This is a genomic window from Acinetobacter sp. BMW17 (genome assembly GCF_001592855.1).
Classification (GTDB): domain Bacteria; phylum Pseudomonadota; class Gammaproteobacteria; order Pseudomonadales; family Moraxellaceae; genus Acinetobacter; species Acinetobacter johnsonii.
This window is the reverse complement of the sequence record NZ_LSOD01000036.1, coordinates 94,647-117,677: the sequence shown is the minus strand read 5'-3', so window position 1 is coordinate 117,677 and position 23,031 is coordinate 94,647. Positions and strand designations below refer to the sequence as shown.

The 23,031-nt window shown below is 42.2% G+C and carries 19 protein-coding genes and 1 tRNA gene; 9 read left to right on the top strand and 11 right to left on the bottom strand.

The features are described from left to right. Positions 1-20: 20 nt before the first annotated feature. Positions 21-842 carry an IclR family transcriptional regulator gene (locus AXW61_RS11405; protein ID WP_062034386.1) on the top strand — a complete coding sequence of 274 codons (822 nt, stop codon included), beginning with the start codon at positions 21-23 and terminating at the stop codon, positions 840-842. 254 nt (positions 843-1,096) lie between these two features. Here the strand turns inward: AXW61_RS11405 and AXW61_RS11400 are convergent, their stop codons facing one another. The 5 genes from AXW61_RS11400 to AXW61_RS11380 all read right to left on the bottom strand — a co-directional run bounded on the left by AXW61_RS11400 (position 1,097) and on the right by AXW61_RS11380 (position 7,169). Continuing rightward, positions 1,097-2,323, bottom strand: a complete 1,227-nt coding sequence (locus AXW61_RS11400) for an amino acid aminotransferase (RefSeq protein WP_062034385.1) — start codon at positions 2,321-2,323, stop codon at positions 1,097-1,099. A gap of 29 nt (positions 2,324-2,352) precedes the next feature. Further along, on the bottom strand, positions 2,353-3,753 hold the full coding sequence (locus tag AXW61_RS11395; protein ID WP_062034384.1) for an amino acid permease: 1,401 nt from the start codon (positions 3,751-3,753) through the stop codon (positions 2,353-2,355). Positions 3,754-3,917: 164 nt separating this feature from the next. Beyond that, positions 3,918-4,979, bottom strand: coding sequence for a 4-hydroxyphenylpyruvate dioxygenase (hppD, locus tag AXW61_RS11390; RefSeq protein ID WP_062034383.1), 1,062 nt, complete (start codon positions 4,977-4,979; stop codon positions 3,918-3,920). 682 nt (positions 4,980-5,661) lie between these two features. Further along, positions 5,662-5,737: transfer RNA gene (locus AXW61_RS11385), tRNA-Arg, on the bottom strand. A gap of 79 nt (positions 5,738-5,816) precedes the next feature. Next, entirely contained in the window at positions 5,817-7,169 is a 1,353-nt protein-coding gene (locus AXW61_RS11380; RefSeq protein WP_062034382.1) for an amino acid permease, read from the bottom strand. 342 nt (positions 7,170-7,511) lie between these two features. Here AXW61_RS11380 and prpF point away from each other — a divergent pair, with 342 nt between their 5' ends. Next, positions 7,512-8,702, top strand: a complete 1,191-nt coding sequence (prpF, locus tag AXW61_RS11375; protein WP_062034381.1) for a 2-methylaconitate cis-trans isomerase PrpF — start codon at positions 7,512-7,514, stop codon at positions 8,700-8,702. A gap of 317 nt (positions 8,703-9,019) precedes the next feature. After that, positions 9,020-9,931, top strand: a complete 912-nt coding sequence (locus tag AXW61_RS11370; RefSeq protein ID WP_062034411.1) for a farnesyl diphosphate synthase — start codon at positions 9,020-9,022, stop codon at positions 9,929-9,931. Positions 9,932-10,072: 141 nt separating this feature from the next. Here AXW61_RS11370 and AXW61_RS11365 read toward each other — a convergent pair whose 3' ends face one another. The 4 genes from AXW61_RS11365 to AXW61_RS11350 all read right to left on the bottom strand — a co-directional run bounded on the left by AXW61_RS11365 (position 10,073) and on the right by AXW61_RS11350 (position 13,129). Further along, a complete protein-coding gene (locus tag AXW61_RS11365) occupies positions 10,073-10,930 on the bottom strand; it encodes an SPFH domain-containing protein (protein ID WP_058869115.1) in 858 nt (285 codons plus the stop codon). 15 nt (positions 10,931-10,945) lie between these two features. Next, positions 10,946-11,419, bottom strand: a complete 474-nt coding sequence (locus AXW61_RS11360) for an NfeD family protein (protein ID WP_062034380.1) — start codon at positions 11,417-11,419, stop codon at positions 10,946-10,948. 97 nt (positions 11,420-11,516) lie between these two features. Next, a complete protein-coding gene (locus tag AXW61_RS11355; protein ID WP_062034379.1) occupies positions 11,517-12,434 on the bottom strand; it encodes a patatin-like phospholipase family protein in 918 nt (305 codons plus the stop codon). Between the two features lie 65 nt (positions 12,435-12,499). Further along, entirely contained in the window at positions 12,500-13,129 is a 630-nt protein-coding gene (locus AXW61_RS11350; RefSeq protein WP_062034378.1) for a 1-acyl-sn-glycerol-3-phosphate acyltransferase, read from the bottom strand. 136 nt (positions 13,130-13,265) lie between these two features. On the opposite strand from AXW61_RS11350, the gene AXW61_RS11345 reads away from it, so the two are divergent. The 5 genes from AXW61_RS11345 to AXW61_RS11320 all read left to right on the top strand — a co-directional run bounded on the left by AXW61_RS11345 (position 13,266) and on the right by AXW61_RS11320 (position 19,872). Continuing rightward, complete coding sequence (locus tag AXW61_RS11345) at positions 13,266-14,522, top strand: MFS transporter (RefSeq protein ID WP_062034377.1); 1,257 nt, start codon at positions 13,266-13,268, stop codon at positions 14,520-14,522. A 141-nt stretch (positions 14,523-14,663) separates the two neighbouring features. After that, positions 14,664-15,788 carry a porin gene (locus tag AXW61_RS11340; RefSeq protein WP_062034376.1) on the top strand — a complete coding sequence of 375 codons (1,125 nt, stop codon included), beginning with the start codon at positions 14,664-14,666 and terminating at the stop codon, positions 15,786-15,788. 423 nt (positions 15,789-16,211) lie between these two features. Continuing rightward, positions 16,212-17,870 (top strand): phosphoethanolamine--lipid A transferase, encoded by a 1,659-nt coding sequence (locus AXW61_RS11330; RefSeq protein ID WP_062034375.1) that lies wholly within the window; start codon positions 16,212-16,214, stop codon positions 17,868-17,870. Positions 17,871-17,873: 3 nt separating this feature from the next. After that, complete coding sequence (locus AXW61_RS11325; RefSeq protein ID WP_004694591.1) at positions 17,874-18,554, top strand: response regulator transcription factor; 681 nt, start codon at positions 17,874-17,876, stop codon at positions 18,552-18,554. Between the two features lies 1 nt (position 18,555). Next, the gene (locus tag AXW61_RS11320; protein ID WP_062034374.1) at positions 18,556-19,872 is read left to right on the top strand and encodes an ATP-binding protein; all 1,317 of its coding nucleotides are present in this window, start codon (positions 18,556-18,558) and stop codon (positions 19,870-19,872) included. Here AXW61_RS11320 and AXW61_RS11315 read toward each other — a convergent pair. Beyond that, positions 19,862-20,572, bottom strand: coding sequence for a phosphatase PAP2 family protein (locus AXW61_RS11315; protein WP_062034373.1), 711 nt, complete (start codon positions 20,570-20,572; stop codon positions 19,862-19,864). The genes AXW61_RS11320 and AXW61_RS11315 overlap by 11 nt on opposite strands. Positions 20,573-20,742: 170 nt before the next feature. On the opposite strand from AXW61_RS11315, the gene AXW61_RS11310 reads away from it, so the two are divergent. Then, positions 20,743-21,435: an HAD family hydrolase gene (locus AXW61_RS11310; protein ID WP_062034372.1), complete on the top strand. Its 693-nt coding sequence runs from the start codon at positions 20,743-20,745 to the stop codon at positions 21,433-21,435. Positions 21,436-21,504: 69 nt separating this feature from the next. On the opposite strand, the gene AXW61_RS11305 is transcribed toward AXW61_RS11310, so the two are convergent. Beyond that, positions 21,505-22,692, bottom strand: a complete 1,188-nt coding sequence (locus AXW61_RS11305; RefSeq protein WP_062034371.1) for an ammonium transporter — start codon at positions 22,690-22,692, stop codon at positions 21,505-21,507. Positions 22,693-23,031: the final 339 nt, after the last annotated feature.

Below are 23,031 nucleotides of genomic sequence, written 5' to 3'. Positions count from 1 at the left end.
TACAATTCACCGATGGAGTCATGAAAACTAATGCAGCTATGCAGGGTAAAGCGATGAGTGTTGAGGAAGAAAAAATACAGGGAGGGGTTCAGTCTCTGGAAGTTGGATTAACCGTATTAGATGCATTGACCGTACATAATGCACCGATGATGTTAAAAGAGCTGTCCGAAGTTTTATCCATGCATCCAGCCAAAGTACACCGTTATGTGGTGAGTTTGATTCGTAAAGGCTATGCTCAGCAATTAAATGATGGGCGTTATAGCTTAGGTGAGCGTGCACATGCTTTTGGGGTGAATGCACTCAAACGAACAGATATGTTGGAATTAAGCCAGCGTTATATTCAGGACATTCAGCAACATCTGAATTGCAGTATTCATGTCAGTAAATGGTTCGCCGATGGTGCGGTCGTAGTTCAGTCTCTAGAATCTAACCATGTCTTTAATATTATTACTCGAGTTGGTTCACGCATGCCTCTGCTGAAATCTGCGACAGGGCGCTTGCATGCCTGCTATCAGCCCGAGCACATCATCAAGCCATTATTGGAAAAAGAATGGGAAAGTAGCGCTAAACCAGAGCAGTATCCTGCAAATTGGGAAGATTTTTTAGAGCTGAAAGCGAAAATCCTGAGTCAAGGTTATGCCTCAGTCACAGGAGATATGATGGCTGGGATCAATGCGATTAGTATTCCAGTCTTTAATTTCACGCAGCAACTGGATCATGTCATTACTTGTATTGGTACAGAAGATCAGTTACCCGAAGGACAAATGCAGCAAGCAATTGATTATGTACTTGGCGTACAGCGACAGATCGAGGCTTTATTTCATCCCGCCGCTGCCATATAAAAGCGTCAATGACATTAAAAAGATGAATTAAGTTTTAAATCCACCCTTTGGTGGATTTTTTTATTGGGTTGTGGTGGTTGGCAGTCGAAATATTTGATTTTTTACCGCGCTGTCTAAAGGCGAAGGGGGAATCACGAACTAGATAGCTAAGCTGAAACTCGTAGACTTAGGTTGCCTTGATTCAAGTTCTGAAAAATAACGATAAAAAAGGCTTCTGACTCTAGAGTGAGAAGCCTAAGTGAGCATGATATATCTTAAGCAAGCACAGACTCAGCGGAACTTGCTGCTTTAAGCACAGTTGCCATCGACTCAGCAACATAATCAATATTGTTTAAATTCAGGCCAGCAGTACACATACGGCCGCTGCGGACTAAATAAATACCATAATCGTGTTTCAGCAAATCGACCTGTTCTGCACTTAAGCCCGTATAACTAAACATACCTTGTTGCTGGGTCAGATAGCTAAAATCCATATCTGGTAGCGCTTGACTGAGTTTGTCTTCAAGTAAGCGACGCATCTGTAAAATGCGCTGACGCATTTCTTCTAATTCAGACTGCCATAGCTGAGACAACGCTGTGTCATTTAATACCTGACTCACCAATAACGCACCGTTGGCGGCTGGGCTAGAATAAATGCGACGGACTGTCGCTTTAAGCTGGCCCAATACATTTTGGGCAATGTTTGCGTCATCACAGACAAAGCTTAAGCTACCAACGCGTTCGCCATATAGGGAGAAAATCTTGGAAAAAGAATGGCTGACAATAAAGTTCATACCAGACCGATCTAGCGCGTGGATTGCATAAGCATCTTGTTCCAAGCCTTGACCAAAACCTTGATAGGCCATGTCCAAGAAAGGAATCAAGTCATTTGCTTTTAGAACCTCAATCACTTGATCCCATTCGTGAGGTGCTAAATCTGCACCTGTTGGGTTATGACAGCAAGGATGCAGTAGTACGATACTTTGAGCAGGTAGCTGCCTTAAGGTATCTAGCATCGCCGTTAGATTTACGGCATGGGTGTCCGCATCATAATAAGGGTAGAAATGGGTTTGAACACCAGCGCCATTAAAGATCGCAATATGGTTTTCCCAAGTCGGCTGACTGACCCAGATCTCGGACTGCGGAAAATATTTGTTTAAGAAGTCTGCGCCTACTTTGAGTGCACCAGAACCACCCAAAGTCTGAATGGTGACGACACGCCCTTGCTGACGGGCAGGGCTAGCCTGACTGAAAATCAGTTCTTGTGCAGCCTGATTAAAGCTCTTGAGTCCATCCATTGGCAAATAGACTCGGACTTTGTCATAGTCAGGAATTAAATGAGTATAGGCTTTTTGAACCGACTGTAGCTGCGGTACAATATTATCTTCATTATAATAAAGTCCGATACTGAGATTGACCTTATTCTGGCGCGCATCTTTGCTGAATTCCTCCATCAGAGAAAGAATCGGGTCACCTGCATAGGCATCAATATGTTGAAACATGAATACATCCTAATATGATAAATACGATATTACGCTTCTGGTAAGGAAGTGATTTTACTTTTTTCAAGCAACGCAACATGATCTTCTTGCTTCCGTTTAAAGAGGTAAGCTGTCAGTAAAATCGCGATCCAGACTGGAATCATGAGAACTGCAATTTGCATATCTGGGCTACGACTCATAATGAGCAGAATACTCGCCATGAAGGCAATACATAAATAATTGGTAAATGGATAGGCCACACTTGGAAATTGAGTTTTTACCTGCATGCGATTCATGGCTTTTTTAAACTTTAAATGTGTATAAGAAATCACGACCCAGTTAATCACAATAGCTGCTACGACCAGCATCATGAGTAAGTTAAATGCTTTTTCAGGAAATAAATAGTTAATTAGAACACATATTAAAGTAAAGAAAGCTGAAACCATAATGGCATTTACAGGAATACCACGCGGATTAATTTTGCTTAAAAATTTTGGGGCATTACCTTGTTGTGCTAGTCCAAGCAGCATTCGGCTGGTACAGTAATTGGTGCTGTTATAGACAGAAACAGCCGCAGTCAAAACCACAAAATTCAAAACAGCGGCCACGGTCTGGCTGCCTAAAGAGTCGAAAATCAATACAAAAGGACTACCGCCTTCAGCCATCATATTCCATGGATAAAGCGACAAAATTACGACCAAGCTCAAGATATAAAACAATAAGACGCGGTAAACAATTTGATTGACGGCTTTTGGGAGAGTTTTCTGAGGATTATCTGTCTCTGCTGCTGCAATACCTACCAGTTCAATTCCACCGAAAGCAAACATAATCATGGCCATAGCCATCACTAAACCTGTAATACCATTGGGGAAGAAGCCGCCGAGCTGCCATAAATTTTGTAAGCTAGACTGGCTATGACCACTACCGCTGGCCAACAAGTAACTACCAAAAGCAATCATGGCAATAATTGCCACGACCTTAATGATGGCTAACCAAAATTCCATTTCACCAAATAATTTCACGTGCAGTAAATTAATGACATTAATGAAAATAAAGAAACCCAAAGCAGAAACCCACGTTGGAATATCAGGCCACCAGTAATGGATATAGAGGCCGACAGCACTGAGTTCAGCCATACACACTAAAATATTCAGTACCCAATAATTCCAGCCAGACATAAAGCCCGCAAATTTGCCCCAGTATTTATAAGCAAAATGACTAAAAGAACCGCTCACGGGTTCATGCACAATCATTTCACCGAGCTGGCGCATCATGAGAAAGGCTATAAGGCCTGCGATGGCATAGCCTAAAATAACAGAAGGTCCTGCGAGTTTGATGGTTTGTGAAATACCGAGGAAGAGCCCTGTGCCGATAGAACCACCGAGAGCGATGAGCTGAATATGACGATTACTTAAACCTTTTTTCAGGTTTCCTTGTTCAATGTGCTGCATTTTTATTCTTCATCCATGTGAGATAAAGCCTTGAACCATGATGATGTTTCGTTATTTTTATATTGTCATCGGAGCAGACTTTAATTTTACGAGTATAGTTCTTGCACAAAAGTTAAATTTCCCTGTACATAAAACTATATGTACAGGGAAATTCTAGAAATCGTTTAAGCTTTAGATACATCTAAAACGCCACGTTTAATTTGGTCGCGTTCAATCGACTCAAATAGCGCTTTAAAGTTGCCTTCACCAAAACCGTCGTCATCTTTACGTTGAATAAATTCAAAGAAGACAGGACCTAGCATATTTTGGGAGAAAATTTGCAACAAGAGGCGTTTATTACCGTCTTTAGTATTGCCATCCAGCAAAATGCCCCGTTTTTGTAGTTCATCAGCAGGTTCACCGTGGTTAGGCAAACGCTCATCTAGCATTTCATAATAGGTATTTGGCGGAGGTGTCATGAACTTGGCACCTAAAGCTTTTAACTTGTCCCAAGTGCTAATCAGGTCATCACAAATGAAGGCAATATGCTGAATGCCTTCACCGTTAAACTCATTGAGGAATTCGGCAATCTGACCATTTCCTTTATCCGAATCTTCATTGAGCGGAATACGGATTTTGCCATCTGGCGCCGTGAGTGCCTTGGACGTCAGGCCAGTATATTCACCTTTAATATCGAAGTAGCGAATTTCTTGGAAGTTAAAAATCTTTTCATAGAAATCAGACCAATACTGCATACGGCCTTTATACACATTGTGGGTCAAATGGTCGATTTCATATAAACCTGTGCCGACAGGATGAGAGGGTACATCATCAAAGAAAATGAAGTCATTTTGGTAAATGTCACAATCGACGAGGAAAATAGGAGAGCCGCCAATCCCTTTAATTGCTGGGATATTCAGCTCCATCGGGCCAACTTGGTTGTAAATTGGTTCTGCACCAATTTCTATTGCCTTTTTAAATGCCTTTGCCGCATTCTTGGTGCGAAAACCCATTGCACAGGCAGAAGGGCCATGTTCTTTATAGAAATAAGCTGCATATGATTCAGGCTGATAATTAAGAATGATATTAATTTTGCCCTGACGCCATAAATACGCATTTTTAGACTTATGCTTTGCCACTTTGCTGAACCCAATGGTTTCAAACACCGCATCTAGCTGACCATCTTTAGAAACAAATTCAATAAATTCGAATCCACACAATTCTAATGGGTTGGCTAATTCATTCATACAACGTCCTCATTTCTTTTTTAAGCAATCCTATTGCTTATCTTTTTAACGATTCCTTTCAGAGCCAACGGACTGGTCGCTACAATTCTAGAGCGAGAGAGACAAATCCGTTTGTCTGACATGGGGCACTTGTTCAGCAGCATTCTCAATGTTGAGTGAGCAAGTGTAGAAGTTTTAATTCATCATACTTGATCTAAATTATTATTCAATACGTAATTTAATTACGCAATAAATAAAATTGGTAAATGATTAACCTATAAATTAAATTAATATTATTCATAAAAATATTTTTTAAAATAGGGGGGCTTTGTTATACCAAGATTTCAGGATGAAATCTGTGTTATAGGACTAAAATAGAAGGGAAAAATTGGGTATGAAATTTGGCTCATTCAGTGCATCTATTGAGAACAGCTATTTGAAAATGAAACAGCCAAGCAATTGATTTGAGGACGAAAATTAATTGTAAAATATCAAGAACAGTTTGACTTACTAAAACCTGACTTGAAAATCCAGATGTAGGTGACGCCGCGAGCGAGTTTCTTCACGCTGAATTTTTTGCATCAGTTTGAGCGGCTGTTGAATCAGCGTCCAATATTGAAGGGGATTATTAGTATCACAGTGTGATAAATCGAATTTTTAGTGTTTATGATTAGGCTTAGAGAGGTTGAAAACAACCATAAAATGGTGCGCTCTGCGGGACTCGAACCCACGTCGGTCGCTTAGGAGGCAACTGCTCTATCCAGTTAAGCTAAGAGCGCAAAAGTGCGGTTAATGTAGCTGATTTTACTCAAAAAAAATAGTTATTGCCGAAACAATAACTATTTAAAAATGAATATTTTATGCTTTTCTATACAGAATTTTGTATAGAACGAACATTAATGCAATCCAGATTGGAATCATGATCACAGCGCCGCTTAAACCTTGAGTCCACATGATGTAAAGCACTACAGCAATAAATGCAAGAACAAGGTAGTTACTGAAAGGCGACCAAAGTGCAGGAAATAATGGTTTTTTCGCTTCACTTTTCATGGCCTTCATAAATTGAAGATGAGTTAAGCTGATCATGGCCCAGTTCAATACTAAAGCACCAACAACGATGTAAATTAAGTTGCTGAGAGCATCTTCTGGCGCAAAATAATTCAATAGTACACAACCGAAAATCAGTAAAGCAGAGAACAAGACTGCTGGAATTGGCACACCTTGTTTATTGGTTTTACTGAATATTTTAGGTGCATTGCCTTGCTGTGCTAAACCAAACAACATGCGGCTGTTAGCATACATACCACTGTTATATACAGAAAGTGCTGCAGTCAAGATAATAAAGTTAAGCAAATGCGCAGCCCAACCAATACCTAATTGACTGAAGATCATTACAAATGGGCTCTTATCTAAGCCGCCAAGTTGCAATTCATTCCAAGGTACAAGCGATAACAAAATGGTCAATGAACCCACATAGAAAATGAGGATACGGAATACCACTTGGTTGATTGCTTTCGGAATTGATTTTTGTGGGTTATCAGCTTCTGCTGCAGCCATACCAATCAATTCAATACCGCCAAAGGCAAACATAAGGAAGGCAAGCATATAGAAGAGGCCTTCAACGCCATGCGGGAAGAAACCGCCATGTGACCAAAGATTGCTAAATGAAGCCGTGGAATCTGCGCCTGCCGTAGCCAAAAGATAAAGACCAAATACAATCATAGCGACGACGGCCGTGACTTTGATAATAGCTAGCCAGAACTCTGATTCACCGTAAAACTTCACATTACCTAAATTGACTAAGGTAATGATAACAAAGAAGGTTAAAACAGATGCCCATGCAGGAATATGAGGCCACCAGTAGTTGATATACTTCGCAACAGCGGTCAGCTCGGTCATGGCTACTAGAACATATAGAATCCAGTAGTTCCAGCCTGCAAGAAAGCCTGCAAATTTGCCCCAGTATTTGTTTGCAAAATGACTAAAAGAACCTGCAACAGGTTCTTCAACGATCATTTCCCCGAGTTGACGCATGATTAGAAACGCAATTAAACCGCCAATTGCATAACCCAAAATAATGGATGGGCCAGCAGATTCAATCACATGTGCGGAACCTAAAAATAAGCCAGTACCAATTGCGCCGCCCATGGCAATCAATTGAATATGACGGTTCTTTAAGCCACGCTGAAGTTGAGACGACTCTTTATTCAAGTTATTTCAGCCCGACAATGGATAAGTGTTTCCGATTGTAATAGATCGCGAAGAAATCGCATAGTAGCTCAAAATTCATGAAAAAAAGTTATTATTCATATGAAAAATAATGTGTAATGAATTGTAAATAAAAAACATACGAATCAATATATTAATTTTATTTAAATTATAAAATCGGGAATTTTATTTGGAAACCGGACGTTCACAAATGGTTTTTTTTTATACTTACTTAGACTAAAGTCCTGTACGTTACGCATGGATATTGAAAAAAGGTATGATGAACCAAAGTTAAATCAGCATGCTTGACTTAACACAATGATAAATATGAAGGATTTAATAAAAATGAGTTTTGCACCGCAAATCAAAATTCCAGCAACGTATATGCGTGGAGGGACCAGTAAGGGCGTATTCTTTAAATTAGATGACCTCCCAGAAGCCGCGCAACAGGCTGGACGCGTTCGAGATCAGTTATTGCTCCGTGTAATTGGTAGCCCAGATCCTTATGCAAAGCAGATTGATGGTATGGGTGGTGCAACATCGAGTACCAGTAAAACGGTGATTTTAGCGAAGAGCCAACAGCCTGAACATGATGTCGATTATTTATTTGGGCAAGTATCGATTGATCAGCCTTTTGTCGACTGGAGCGGAAACTGCGGTAACTTAACGGCAGCTGTTGGTTCATTTGCGATTTCAAATGGTTTGGTCGATGCTACACGAATTCCAGAAAATGGCATCTGCACAGTCCGCATTTGGCAGGTGAATATTCAAAAAACCATTATTGCACACGTACCTATTACGCAGGGCCAAGTTCAAGAAACAGGTGATTTTGAACTTGATGGCGTGACATTCCCAGCTGCAGAAGTGCAAATTGAATTTTTAGATCCAGCCGATGATGGTGAAGATGGTGGTGCAATGTTCCCAACAGGGAATTTGGTTGACACTTTAGAGGTTCCAGAGATTGGTCGCTTTCAAGCGACATTTATCAATGCAGGTATTCCGACCATTTTCTTAAATGCAGAAGACATTGGCTACAGGGGGAGTGAATTACAAGACGCAATTAATGGCGATGCCAAAGCTTTAGCACGGTTTGAAACCATTCGTGCCTATGGTGCAAAACAGATGGGGCTGATTCAAGACATTTCTGAAGCTGCCAGTCGTCAACACACGCCTAAAATTGCTTTTGTTTCTAAGCCAAAACAATATGTCTCGTCGAGTGGTAAAACCATTACAGAGCAAGACACCGATTTATTGGTTCGTGCACTTTCTATGGGTAAATTACACCATGCGATGATGGGGACAGCAGCTGTTGCCATTGGTACTGCAGCAGCGATACCTGGTACCTTGGTCAATTTGGCCGCGGGAGGTGGAGCGCGTGAAGCGGTTCGTTTTGGTCATCCTTCAGGGACCTTACGTGTAGGAGCGCAAGCAATACAAGAAAAGGGTCAGTGGGTCGTGAAAAAAGCTGCCATGAGCCGTAGTGCTCGTGTGCTGATGGAAGGTTGGGTGCGTATCCCAGCTGAAAGCTTGGATTAACGCGATGTAAAAAGCCTCTCTCTGTAGAGGCTTTTTTATGTCAACTCTAAGGTCTGTGATAAGCATGTGAAAAATAACCAAGAGCATGAGAGGTGACTTTTAGAGCTTGATTGCTTGTGTAATGGCTGCTTGAAATAGTAGAAAAGTCATTCTTATCACCTCGTCTGCAAAAATTAATAGAATACTGTGCCTTGTTTGTGCTTTCGGCATAGAGAAAGCGGGCAGAAAGCAGTATCATGCCAACAGATCATTTCAAATGATCGGCTCAGGAAAACTGAGTACCAGATTAATTTATCCTATTGTTATTCGAGGCGAATGTGTCAGCACTAACCGACGTATCAGCAAATGCACTCCAACAGGCTCAACAACGTATTCACGATGATTTATTGACGGCACTTGATGCTTTTTCAATTCCGGAACCGTTAAAGAGTGCTGTGCATCATGCGGTCATGTTAGGTGGCAAACGTGTACGTCCTGCGCTGTGCTATGCCACCGCACATTTAAATCCAAACAATAATGCAGCTGCCGTGCGCCGCGCCGCTGTGGCTGTGGAGTTGATTCATTGTTATTCCTTGGCACATGATGATTTGCCGTGTATGGACAATGATCTTTTGCGTCGTGGTCAGCCGACCTGTCATGTGGCTTATGGTGAAGATACGGCTTTGCTAGCTGGTGATATCTTACAGTCCATGGCATTTGAAATTTTAGGTAGCCGTCTGTTTGATGCTGGCCCAGTAGTTGAGCAGGGCATTGTACTGAAGCAGATGCAAATTTTAGCGACAGCGAGCTCTAAAATGGTCTGTGGACAAGTCCTTGACCTACAAGCCGAAGGTAAACGTGTCGATCAGGCTGCACTTGAAAATATCCATCGGAATAAAACAGGTGCATTAATCTCTGCTGCGGTGATGATGGCAGCGGTGACTGTATTTGACGGTTGTGATCAAGCGATTCCTAAGTTACGCGAATATGCACAGGCAATTGGTTTGGCTTTTCAGGTGCAAGACGATATTTTAGATATCATTTCAAATACAGATGTACTGGGTAAAACCGCAGGGAAGGATGAGCAAGTCGAAAAATCGACTTATCCAGCCTTAATGGGACTTGAGACTGCACAAGACTATGCCAAGACTTTGCATGATCAAGCCTTTGCTGCTTTGGCTTATTTCCCAACGGATGCGGCAGCAGAACTGAATCAGATTTCACAGTTTTTATTGGCTCGCCAAAGCTAAGTTTCAGTGTTTAGATTAAAAAAAGAGGACATAGCGTGTCCTCTTTTTAATGTTTGTTCCTTAAGAGGCTTGAGTTTTTCCTCAACCACAATAAAAAAGACAGCTCGAAAGCTGTCTTCATTCAATCAAACCACACATCAGTTAGATGTCTTTACGTCCCATAACACCACGGATGGTACTTAAAATATCGGCTGGCAACACCACTGTTTTAGCATTGTTCGATTTAGACATGTCTTGCATCGCTTTGACATATTGTTCGCCCAACAAGTAAGCCACAGGAATTTCCTTGTCGCCCACAGCCGAAGTGACCATTTCAATGGCACGCTGAGAAGACTCTGCTAAGACCACTTGTGCTTCTGCATCACGACGAGACGCTTCTAAACGGCCGTCTGCCTCTAAAATCGCTGCTTGTTTTTCACCGTCTGCTTTGGTCACGGTCGCACGACGTTGACGCTCAGCTGCCGCTTGCGCTTCCATTGCGGCTTGCATGGTTGAAGAGGGTTGAATGTCTTGGATTTCAACGGTTTTGAGGGTAATGCCCCAGTCTGAAATATCATCCGAAATGGCTGCTTTAAGTTTGGCTTTAATGTGATCACGAGACGATAGCGCATCATCGAGATCCATTTCACCAACGATTGAACGCAGTGAGGTTTGCACTAAGTTCTGAATGGCCCATGTATAGTTTTCAATCCCATAGACGGCATTTACAGGCGTGGTGATGTTGATATAGGCCACTGCATTCATGAGCAAAACGGCATTATCGCGGGTAATCACTTCTTGAGAGGGAATGTCTAATACAATGTCTTTGGTCGTCACTTTATAAGCCACTTCATCGACATAAGGAATCACAAAGTTGAGACCTGGACTCAACGTGGTATGGTATTTACCTAGACGTTGCACGATCCATTTATAACCTTGTGGAACAATACGGACACCTTTAAAAATGGTGACAGCGGCAAAAGCCAAAATTGCTAAAACGACAATAAATCCACCAGACATATGCTTAACTCACTTTTATCTATTTTCGTTGGTTGAGAGATGTGCTTTGACCATTAAATCATTGCCCAGTATTTCAACGACACGCACTCGGTCGCCGACGTGGACTTTATCTAAAGTACGACAGTTCCATTCATCTGAACCGAGTACTGGAATGGGAAAGCGAACGCGAATGTGTTCATTTTCAGGACTTGCTTGAATCACCATGCCAATTTGACCGATGGTTGCTTCGCGAGACAGTCCTGCTTTGGTTTTGTCAGTCGAAAGCGGTTTAATAAATTTAAACCAAAGTAAAGTGCATAAAATCGACAAAATAATCCACGTCACAAACTGCGTGGTAACACCCATCATGGGGAACATCCAGTACAAAATACCGACCATAATGGCCGCAATACCGAACCACAATGCGGCAAAAGCAGGCAGAACCAGCTCTGATAACATTAACAGAACGCCCAATACAAACCAGTGCCAAGGTTCAAAAGCAAATTCCATACATCTACTCATATATTCGTTATAGGGATATAGATGCAGAAGCATCTATATCAATTTAGCAGATGAATAAGTCTTTGAATATTAAAAATCAAATTTTTTAGAATTTGGCTTTAGGGGCTGGTTTAAAGGCAGCAGGGGTCTTTTTAAAATCGACAATGGCTTTTTCGATCGATTTAATTTTGAGCTGCGCGGCTTTTTCACCTTCTAAAATAGATTGATTGCTGGCTTTTAAGTCCAAAGTGCCCAAGTGTCCGACTTTGGGTTGAATCACCACAGTCGCTTGGCTCAATTCTTCATTGATGCTTTGCTGCCCCATAATATTAATGGTCTGGTCGAGCAAGCCCCACATATTGAGGGGTTTGTTGCCGACAGGGCGCGCTGAAATATCAATTGCGATAACAATATCCGCGCCCATGTCCTTGGCTGTTTTTACTGGAATTGGGCTGACCAGACCGCCATCCACATACTTGGTTCTACCAATCACCGCAGGGACAAAAACGTTCGGAATACTGCATGAAGCACGCACGGCTTGGCCCGCATTGCCTTTGATAAAATCGGCTTTACGTCCAGTGTCAAGACGGGTCGCCACCGCAGCAAAACGGATAGGGAACTGTTGAATCGGTTTGTTGCCGACGTGTTTATTGACATAGTCTTGCAGCTTTTGGCCTTGAACAAACCCTTGGGTGTTGAGGGTTAAGTCTCGAATGTCCGATTCTTTTAAGGTCAAGGCAATTTGCTGAAGTTGGAAAGGCGTTTTACCACTGGCATAGATACTACCCACAAAACTTCCAGCACTGGTTCCCGTAACAATTTTAGGTTTAATACCATGTGACTCTAAAACTTTAAGCACCCCAATGTGTGCAAAACCTTTGGCACCGCCACCGCCGAGTGCAATCGCAATCACAGGTTCACGAGCTTGAATGGGAGTAGTTGTTGGTGTTTTCTTTGATGCAAGATCACATCCTGCCATAGTCAGTGTGAGTACACCAATCAGAGATAAACGAGCAAAATTCATGGTCAAAAATACTAAAACGCAAAACAAATAATGGTGCACATCTCAGCAGATTCGACCTTGATTTACTAGCTATTTTTTAAGCGTTTTTGTAAAGGCTTGGCTAACCATTTTGGGTTCTTGGCTGAAAATTTGCCGATATACAGATCTAAAATATGCTCTAGGTCTTGCTCAAAATGTCCTGTGGGATGAAATACGCCCAAGCAGTGGATGGTTTTTTGCGCATAGTCAAAAGAAAACATCACAATCGGAATCTGTGCACCATGCGCAATGCGATAAAAGCCACTACGGATGGATTCCGCTTGCTTACGTGTGCCTTCAGGTGCCATACCGACCCAAATTTTTTCTTTGCTGTGAATAATATCGATAATGTCTTGGGTTAACCCTTGAGCATGGCTACGATTGACTGGAATCACGCCAATCCACTCAAGTAACGGTTTCAATGGGGTATGAAACAAGCTGTTCTTGCCAAAAATGGTGATTTGCAGGCCTAAGCCCAATAGAGCCGTAAAGCCATGCCATGCATCGATATTTGAGGTATGCGGTGAAATAATTGCTACCGCTTTAGGTAGATTGGGAAATTCGCCAACAAAGCGCCAACCTTGCGCTAAAAAGAGCTGCTTAAAAATAGCGCGAGTGAATGCAGATGAGTTACGACTTGGAACTTGATCTGGTAGCTCTGGAAAATATTGGTTCATTGTTATTATACTCAATCGACCAAGATGTATATCATCTCATCATAAGCACTGATTGGCTTGAATTCATTGGCAAAAAAAGTGAACGGATACCGATCTCAGATGAACATTTTGACCAATCCATGTATATAGGAACAGCATGCTACAGATTCGCAATGTATATATTTTGCTGTTTTCATTGTATTGGGCGCAGGGCTTACCCGTCGGGTTTATGACCCATGCCTTGCCCGTCATTTTAAGAGTGCAGGGTGTTTCATTGGCACAGATTGGGGGCTTTGGACTGCTGATGTTGCCATGGTCGATCAAAGTGTTTTGGGCACCAGTGTTAGATCGCTTTGGGATCACCCGTTTCGGCCACTATCGGAGTTGGATTATTCCATTGCAGTTTCTTACGGTGCTGGTGCTGATCGGACTGTCTTTCCTCCCGATTGATGGATTAAATCAACCTATTTATTTATGGGCTTTCTTTGTGGGCCTCCTGAGTATGAATTTGCTAGGGGCAACGCAAGATATTGCAACCGATGGATTGGCGGTTAATATTTTAAAAGGGGAGCAACAGCACTGGGGTAATACCTTTCAGGTAATTGGATCACGTCTGGGTTTTATTGTCGGTGGTGGTGCAATCTTGTGGGCACTAGATTGGCTGAGCTGGCAGACCACTTTTTTGATGCTGGCGGCAATGGTCTTTATAAACACGCTGCCGATTTTAATTTATCCAGAGCCAAAGCATCGAGCTGTTTCAGAAGCTCAGCCTTCACCTTTCAATCTCCAAGAGATCAAAAACTATTTGGCTTATTTTGTCCAGAGTCCCGTACTCGCAGCATGGTTGGCAGTGCTGCTGAGCTTTAAAATAGCGGATGGTTTAGCAGGGCCACTTTTGAAACCTTTAATGGTCGATTTGGGGCTGAGTTTTTCTCAGATAGGGCTTTATGTCACCATGCTAGGTGCATGTGCCGCCTTAATGGGTGCAGGACTTGCGGGCTATAGTTTGAAGTTGATTCGTCGTGCCACGGCTTTAGTGCTGTATTCGGTGCTTAAAATATTCAGTCTGGCGGCTTATACATGGTTGGCCTTTCAATATGAAAACCAGCACAGTATGCAGCCGTGGCTGATATATCTGATCAATGCCTTTGAAGATATGACCTCATCGATGCTGTTGGTGGTCATGCTCACCCTAGTGATGCAGTACAGTCGTAAACATATGGCAGGCACGGACTTTACTTTTCAAGTAGCGTTGATGGCCACTGTCAGTGGTGGTTTGTATAGTGTGAGCGGTCTATTGGGAGATTGGCTCGGCTATTTTAATTATCTGTGTATGATTGTAGTCATTGCGATGTTGAGCCTGTGGTTTATCTTCAAATGGCGTGGCATTGCGATGCATTCAGACCTTTCATAATTCATTCATAAATAAATCATAAAAAGTGCTAAATAATGATGTAAACAATTAAAAAATATAACTAAATAATTTTTTAATTGTTTTGTCATATATGTCTGAACGGTAATATTTGTAACAAATTTACCGTAGGATATTTTGATAATGAAAACACAAATTGCAGCCGCAATCGCTTTAAGTTTAGTGGCAGGGGTAACATTCGCAGCACCTACTTTTTATGGTGAAATTGATGTTACGGCCGATTATTTACCTGAAGACAATACTTCACCAAATAAAGACCGCGATGTGGTCGAGCTGAACTCTAACAACTCCTTTTTGGGGTTAAAGGGCGAAGAGAAGCTAACAGATCGCTTAAATGCACTATACCAAGCTGAATTTACCTTCTATGTGGACAATGGTGGTAGCACGGATACTTTCGTTCCGCGTAATTTACTCGTTGGCTTACAAGACCAGAAACTTGGCACATTGAAAGTCGGTAAAATTGATACCCCCGTTAAACAACTGTCTTCAGTGGTAGATACCTTTAATAACTATGTGGCCAACAAAGCCGATGTGGCGGGGATTTTCACGGGTGAAAACCGAGTCGATAACGTGCTGGTCTATGAAACACCTGCTTGGGGAGTGGGCGCAGGTAAACTGAAAGCTGCGGCACTGTTAGCAACAGGTGAAGCTGGTGGTATTGAAAAATCTAAAGGCGGTGCAAAAGTTGCAGGGCGTGGTCTGGGCGATGCATGGTCAGCATCAGTAGTCTATGACAGTAAAAAGTTTGTTGCAGGGATTGGTTATGATAAGGCCATTCCGTCAACCTTTGCAGGACGTGGCACGTTGAATGCTTCAGCGCCTGAAGTGACTGGCGGGGTGGCTGGTAGTGCCTTTGCAGCAGCTGATACTTTACGCGCGATTGGTCGAGTAAATCTCAATAATGGTCTGGCGTTGAAAGCCTTATATCAAACTTCTGAAGTGGCGGATGTACAAGGCAATGATGCTGCCGCGGCTGCCATAGACGATGCACAAGGCTGGTTGGTTGGGGCTGAATATAACTTACCGACTGCCAAAGCTTGGACAGTGAAAGCTCAATACAGTCAAAACTCAACCAGTTTTAAAACATCTAAAGAAGACTTTGATGCGCAGCAGTTTATTGCAGGTGCTGACTATGCATTTACCAAGCAAGTTAAAGCTTATGGTTACGCAGGGATTTTGACCCTTGAACAAGCATCATTTGAAACCAAACAACCTGTAGTAGGCACAGGGATTGAATACAAATTTTAATGTTTAAGTGATAGAAAAGGGCAAAGTCTCTAAAGATTAATGCGAATCAGTTAAGGAGTTTTATAGAAACTCCTTAACTTTTTGTCATTTATGATGGAATTTTCGTATTTTAAAATTCAATATTTGGAGCTGGTCCGTTCTTTGGTTGACCCAAAAGAACCAAAAACATTTGTCATCCGCAAAACCTTTTGCTTTTCTGCATTTAAATGATCATTTTGCAAAAACATTCCTTTTAAATGGACATACAGGTTGCGGATGACGCTTCCGCGTATCAAATAATATTGGGCGGCTCAAAAAGGGCATCTGATTGCTTAACTGATCGGTATGACTTTATATATTCGGCCACAGCGCCTTTTTTATTTAAGCGAGTTTTAAGTTTAGAAAACTACATTGGGGCATCCGCTCAGCAAGACATGATTTAAAATGTTCAATTTGCAGTCTATTTTTAAAGAAGTTTCACTTTCGCGCTTTAACGTATATTTGGCGCTGTGGTTAGCCATGGTTTTAAACGTGATGTTCTACAAGCAAGTTCAGTTGCTTACGCCGTATCACGGTTTCAAAGCGTATGCTTTTATCGGTGCTACCATTTTGGTGGTGTTGGCTTTTTATCATTTGGTTTTTCAGCTGCTACAGTGGCGGCCGATGGCTAAAGGGTTGGCTGCGTTATTGATCATCATTGGTGGAATGAGTGCCTATTTTGTCAACAGCTTAGGCGTTTCGATCACACCAGATCAGATCCAAAACATGATGCAAACCGATGGCAATGAAGTGCGCGACTTGTTGTCATGGCGTCTAGTACTGTGGATTGGGGCGATGGTGGTGCTACCTTTAGTCGTTTTATTTAAGGTTAAAATCCGCCGTGATCCTTTTAAAACCGTGTTACTGCACAAGCTGTTCGGTAGTGCAGTTTCTATTTTACTGATTGCAGGCATGTTGTTTATTTTCTTTGTTGATTATGCCGCGATTTTCCGTGAGCATCGTGATCTCAAAGGGATGATTTCACCGCAAAATGCGATCAGTTCAACCCTGTCGTATTATAAAAAGAATCGACCACAGCAGCATTTACCGTTAGTGACTTATGGTGAAGATGCTCATTTGATGAAGCAAGTCGGACAGCAAAACTTGCCGAAATTGATGGTTTTGGTGGTCGGTGAAACGGCACGTGCAGAAAGTTTTTCTTTAAATGGCTATGCGAAAAAGACCAATCCTGAGCTGGAAAAACTCAATGTCATCAACTTTAATCAAGTCAGTTCTTGCGGGACAGCCACTGCGGTTTCTGTGCCTTGTATGTTTTCAGGCATGCCACGTGAAAACTATGATGCACAGTTAGCGCACCACCGTGAAGGTTTATTAGATCTTGCACAGCGTGCTGGTTACAAAGTGACATGGATTGACAATAACTCTGGCTGTAAAGGCGTTTGTGATCGGGTTGAACAGTATAAAATTCCAGAACCGATACAGAAAAAATGGTGTTCAGCCGATGGCGAATGTACCGATGAAATTTTGGTGGATAGCTTAAAAGCCTATATGGCTGGTATTGCGGCTGATGATAAAACGCCACGTTTAATTGTGTTACACCAAATGGGCAGTCATGGACCAGCTTACTATAAGCGTTCAACGCCTAAGTTTCAGCCTTTCCAACCGATGTGTGAAACCAATGCCATTCAAGCCTGCACACCTGAACAGCTGAAAAATAGTTATGACAACTCCATTTTTTATACCGACCATGTGTTGAGTCAACTGATTGGTGTATTAAAGCAAAACTCAAACTTTGAAACAGGTTTTTGGTATTTATCTGACCATGGTGAGTCGACTGGTGAACATGGGCTGTATTTACATGGTTCACCTTATGCTATTGCACCGAGCCAACAGACCCACGTACCGATGCTGATGTGGTTTTCAGAAACATGGCAAAAGCAGAATCCGCAACAAATCGCTTGCTTAGGGCAACAAAAAAGCCAAGAATTAAGCCAAGATCATTTGTTCCCAAGCTTACTGAGTTTACTTGGGGTAAAAAGTACGGTGATTGATTCAAAAAATAATATGATAGAACACTGTACTGCGACCAAAGCGAGCGCTTAGACCATGTCAAAAATATTGATTATTGAAGATGATTTTATGATTGCAGAGTCCACACAAACGTTGCTGCGTTATCAGCAGTTTGATGTGGTGTGGGTCAACAATGGTTTTGATGGTTTAAAGCAATTACAACAATATCCATTTGATGTGGTGTTGTTGGATTTGGGTCTGCCGATGATGGATGGGATGCAGGTCCTAAAAAATATTCGCTCGCTTTATCCGACTTTGCCTGTGCTGATTATTTCGGCACGAGATCAATTACAAAACAGAGTCGATGGTTTAAACCATGGTGCGGATGATTACTTAATTAAGCCTTATGAGTTTGATGAGTTGCTGGCACGTATTCATGCGTTATTACGTCGTAGTGGCGCGTTAAAACAGCAAAAGCAAAGCCAGACTTTGAGTTATGCAGGTCTAGAGTTAGATGAAGATTTGCACTTAGCCAAGTACAAAGGGCAGACCATTGATTTGTCGAACCGTGAATGGGCTATTTTAATTCCTTTGGTCAGTCATCCCAATAAAATTTTTTCCAAAACCAATTTGGAAGAAAAGCTCTATGACCTTGATTCGGAAATTAACAGCAATACCATTGAAGTTTATATTCACCATTTGCGTGCCAAACTTGGCAAAGACTTTATCCGTACCATTCGAGGTTTAGGCTATCGTTTGGGGCAGGTTGAAGCATAAAATGGCGAAGTCGACTCCTGTTTCCTTAAAGCGTCAACTAATTACCTATACCTCTTTATTTAGTATTGTGATGGGCTGTTTGTTGGTGATTGCAGCATATCGCATTGCCCTTGAAGAGACCAATGAGATCCTCGATGCACAAATGCGTAATTTGGCAGAGCGTGTTGCAGCGCATGATCCCGCTCCAATTAAGAGTGAATTTGAGGCGGACAGACACTATCACGAAGAAGATTTATTTGTAGATGTCTGGTCGTATGGGCTGCCTGAACAACGGCAACATGAGTTTGATTTATTAATACAACCCGTTAAAAAAGCTGGATTTTATACCCATCACACGGCACAGGGGCTATGGAATACCTATGTGCTGCCAACAGAAAAGTATCAAATTCAAGTCAGTCAGCAGCGCAGTGTAAGACAAAAGCTGGCTTTAGAGCTGGCGGCCAATATGTTGATTCCATATTTACTGTTTATGCCTTTGGCTTTATGGGGACTGAGTTGGATTATTGGGCGTAGTCTAAAGCCCTTAGATGAGTTTAAAGCGGAACTTGCACAGCGTGAACCATATGAACTGAGTGAGATTCGTCCAGACGGTTATCCACTGGAAATTCTTCCGACCATTAATGAAATGAATCGTTTATTTGAACGAATTTCGCTGTCGCAACAAGAACAAAAGCAATTTATTGCCGACGCAGCGCATGAGCTCAGAACCCCGATTACTGCACTGAATTTGCAAATGAAAATTTTGCTGCATGAATTTCCAGAACACCAAGCGTTAAAAAACCTAAGTCTAGGCTTAATTCGGATTCAACATTTGGTATCACAATTGCTCAATTTGGCGAAACAGGATGCTTCTGTTCCAAGTTTAGAACCGACACAAAGACTAGGATTAAGTGATGTGGCGGTTGAATGTATGGAGCAACTGATGGAGCTGGCACTAGCGAAAAACATTGATTTAGGCTTGGAACAGCATGAAGCACTGTGGATAGAAACTCAAAGTTCAGCCTTACATTCCATTGTTTATAATCTCTTGGATAATGCGATTAAATATACCCCTGAACAGGGCGTGATTAATGTCTCTATTTATCAGCAAGATCAACAAGCGATTGTTCAAATTGAAGACAGTGGGCCAGGCATTGCGCCAGAACTTTATGATCATATTTTAAAACGCTTCTATCGCGTACATCATCATCTGGAAGTCGGCAGTGGACTGGGCTTATCCATTGTCGATAAAGCCGCGGAAAAAATTGGCGCCAAACTGCACTTTGGACAAAGTACAGGATTGGGCGGCTTACAAGTTCAAGTGATCTTTAAGCTGTAGTTTCGGTTTGATTTGGGCTGGACTGTGTAAACTGCTTATAACACAGTGCATATACCAGTACATTGATCAGCCAAATCACCCATGCCGTCCATAAATTGTGACTAAGGAAATGCGCACCCCGCATCATTTGCGCCCAACCCATGACAAATCCTAGAATCAGGGCAGCAAGCAAATAAAACCACGCGCGTTTGGGTTCATTTAGACGGTATACGAAATATCCCACAAAGAGCGCAAAACCTGTCGCGGCATGTCCTCCAGGGAAGCAATGTCCTGCGCTGGCAGATAAGTCCCAAAAGAAATCATGTGTCGTGGCCAAAGTCATGTCCCATGGGCAGGCATGCGCGGATTGTGATTTTAAAATTCCAATGAGGCTGGTACTGATGAGGACTAAGCCAATGAAATAGCCATTTTGCCAACGCTGGGGTTTGAACGCAGCCCATTTATACGAAGCGAGCCATTTCAGTAAATAAATCACATACACCGCGATGATGATGTCTTTGATATAACGATGATTCAGTTCTGCTAAGGCCCAGTCGCGCTTTAGTGGAAAATGACCAGTTTGATCCATAAAGGGGTGAATCAGTTGTAAGTCGATGGTGCCCGCCACAGGGAAGAGCAGCCACAATATGGCAAAACCCAGCGTCAAAATAAAAAACTGAAGGATGAAAAAACGTTGCTGATCCGACACAAGTGAGGCCATGTTATGAAAATAAGCGCTATTCCAACAGCGTCAGCTTAAACGAGGCTTAACATAAACGCTGTTTCATCTGCTTTAGCATGATCTGTGCTTTGGTTATCGCTTTAAGGCGAATACAAAGTGTCGGTTCAGTGTTAGTGTTACATTTGCTCTCAAACACATGAGGTTTAAACATGTCGATACGTGCTGTTCTATTTGATTTGGATAATACCTTGACGCATCGTGGGCGAAGTGTTGCGGCTTTTAGTCAAAACCTTGTCGACTATTATCAAAGCCAACTTAACTGCGTTGATGTGGAGCAGATTGAGTCGATTGTGAATCGGATCGACAATGGTGGCTATCCCTTAAAAGAGTATTTAACTCATCCCAGCATCGGTGCTTCAGTGGCTTATGCGTTGCTACAGGAGTTAAACTGGCAGGCGCCTCCGCATTTAGAAGCGTTAAGCAATTTCTGGTTTGCACAGTTTGGTTGCAGTGCTGTGGCGATGCCTGAGGCTGAACAAACGCTGACCCGTCTAAAGCAAGCAGGATATAAACTCGCCATTATTTCAAATGGCGGTCATGCCACACGGCTGTCTATATTAAATGGCTTGGGCTTTCAGCATTATTTTGATGTGATTAATAGCTCTGGATTGTTTGGTCAAGCCAAACCCCAAGCTGATATTTTTATTGACACCGCACAGCAACTGGCTGTTGAGGTGGAGCAGTGCTTATTTATAGGAGATCATCCTATTAATGATGTACAAGGTGCGCAGCAGGCTGGAATGCAAGCACTGTGGCTATCTGGCTTTCATGTACCCTCAGTACAGATGTCTGCACCAAGTATCACGGCATTGTCCGAGATTTTTGATTATTTAGAGCGCTAAAAGCCTCTTATAATGTTCAATACGAATAAAAAAAGCGGCCCATGTGAGCCGCACTAAAATGAAAATGCTTTAGAACATGCTGTCATCTGAGTTGGCAGAGATTTTATGAATAGATAAATCTGCACCGCGGAATTCATCTTCTTGGCTTAAACGGATGCCCATCGTGGCTTTTAACGCGCCATAGACCACCAATCCACCACTAACAGCAATACCAATAGCCAATAGTGTACCAATCAGCTGTGACATCATCGCAACACCGCCCAAACCACCAAGCCATTTTTGACCAAAGATCCCGACTGCAAGCCCCCCAAAGGCACCACAGACGCCGTGCAAAGGCCATACACCGAGTACATCATCGACTTTCAGCTTGTTTTGGGTGTAGGTGAAAAGTTTGACAAAAATCAGTCCAGCAATGGCGCCAATCACCAATGCCCCAATCGGATGTACGACATCCGAACCTGCGCAAATTGCAACGAGACCAGCTAAGGGCCCATTGTGTAAGAAGCCTGGGTCATTTTTTCCTGCGAAGTTGGCTGCCAAGGTTCCGCCAACCATGGCCATAAGTGAGTTAATCGCGACCAGTCCTGAAATTGCATCTAAACGCTGTGCACTCATCACGTTAAAGCCAAACCAACCCACGATCAAAATCCATGAACCTAAAGCCAAGAAAGGAATAGAGGAAGGAGGATGCGCACTGACACGACCATCTTTCTTGTAGCGTCCATCACGTGCACCGAGTAAAACCACCGCAGCCAAAGCGATCCAGCCTCCCATAGCATGTACAACCACTGAACCTGCGAAGTCATGGAAACTTGCGCCGAAAGTATCTTGTAGCCACTGCTGTAAACCAAAGTTGCCATTCCACGCGATCCCTTCAAAAAAAGGATAAACCAAGGCCACCAATAACACGGTTGCAATCGCTTGTGAGCGCATTTTAGCACGCTCGGCAATACCGCCAGAAATAATCGCTGGAATTGCGGCTGCAAAAGTGAGCAGGAAAAAACAGCGCATCAGGTTATAGCCATGATCCGCCGCTAAGGTATCTCCGATATGGAAAAAATGGTGTCCATAGGAAATATAGTAACCTACAAAGAAGTAGGCGATTGCAGAAAGTGAAAAGTCCGTTAAAATTTTGCTTAAAGCATTGACTTGGTTTTTATGACGAACTGTCCCTAGTTCTAAAAAAGCAAAGCCTGCATGCATGGCAAGGACTAAAACCGCACCAAGAAGAAGAAAAAGTAAGTCAATATTTTGCATGTTTGGGTTCCATTTGAGTGCAAAATTTTGCAAAAAGAAACCCAGTATACTGATGCTTGTAATTTCGTGAAGATTTCAGCAAAAAGGAAATATTGATTAAGTTTTGCTTAAAAATAATAAGACTCGATATAAAGCAAAACTATGCACCATGATGGTGTTTGTGCATTGCAGTGGTGCATGGGTTAAAATATAAGTTAATATTAAGTTTATGAATATATTATGTTTATCTAAGTTTCTTTATTTTAAATATACAGGTGTATAGTTTATCTTTTGAGTGAAACCCAAAAAGTAGCAACACAAAAAAATGATAAAAAAATTCGGTTAGCAGCTATTGTGAGC

Coding starts and splice junctions, on each gene's coding strand:
- AXW61_RS11405 (WP_062034386.1), top strand. CDS start 21: ATGAAAACTAATGCAGCTATGCAGGGTAAAGCGATGAGTGTTGAGGAA.
- AXW61_RS11400 (WP_062034385.1), bottom strand. CDS start 2,323: ATGTTTCAACATATTGATGCCTATGCAGGTGACCCGATTCTTTCTCTG.
- AXW61_RS11395 (WP_062034384.1), bottom strand. CDS start 3,753: ATGCAGCACATTGAACAAGGAAACCTGAAAAAAGGTTTAAGTAATCGT.
- hppD (WP_062034383.1), bottom strand. CDS start 4,979: ATGAATGAATTAGCCAACCCATTAGAATTGTGTGGATTCGAATTTATT.
- prpF (WP_062034381.1), top strand. CDS start 7,512: ATGAGTTTTGCACCGCAAATCAAAATTCCAGCAACGTATATGCGTGGA.
- AXW61_RS11365 (WP_058869115.1), bottom strand. CDS start 10,930: ATGTCTGGTGGATTTATTGTCGTTTTAGCAATTTTGGCTTTTGCCGCT.
- AXW61_RS11360 (WP_062034380.1), bottom strand. CDS start 11,419: ATGGAATTTGCTTTTGAACCTTGGCACTGGTTTGTATTGGGCGTTCTG.
- AXW61_RS11355 (WP_062034379.1), bottom strand. CDS start 12,434: ATGAATTTTGCTCGTTTATCTCTGATTGGTGTACTCACACTGACTATG.
- AXW61_RS11350 (WP_062034378.1), bottom strand. CDS start 13,129: ATGAACCAATATTTTCCAGAGCTACCAGATCAAGTTCCAAGTCGTAAC.
- AXW61_RS11345 (WP_062034377.1), top strand. CDS start 13,266: ATGCTACAGATTCGCAATGTATATATTTTGCTGTTTTCATTGTATTGG.
- AXW61_RS11340 (WP_062034376.1), top strand. CDS start 14,664: ATGAAAACACAAATTGCAGCCGCAATCGCTTTAAGTTTAGTGGCAGGG.
- AXW61_RS11330 (WP_062034375.1), top strand. CDS start 16,212: ATGTTCAATTTGCAGTCTATTTTTAAAGAAGTTTCACTTTCGCGCTTT.
- AXW61_RS11325 (WP_004694591.1), top strand. CDS start 17,874: ATGTCAAAAATATTGATTATTGAAGATGATTTTATGATTGCAGAGTCC.
- AXW61_RS11320 (WP_062034374.1), top strand. CDS start 18,556: ATGGCGAAGTCGACTCCTGTTTCCTTAAAGCGTCAACTAATTACCTAT.
- AXW61_RS11315 (WP_062034373.1), bottom strand. CDS start 20,572: ATGGCCTCACTTGTGTCGGATCAGCAACGTTTTTTCATCCTTCAGTTT.
- AXW61_RS11310 (WP_062034372.1), top strand. CDS start 20,743: ATGTCGATACGTGCTGTTCTATTTGATTTGGATAATACCTTGACGCAT.
- AXW61_RS11305 (WP_062034371.1), bottom strand. CDS start 22,692: ATGCAAAATATTGACTTACTTTTTCTTCTTCTTGGTGCGGTTTTAGTC.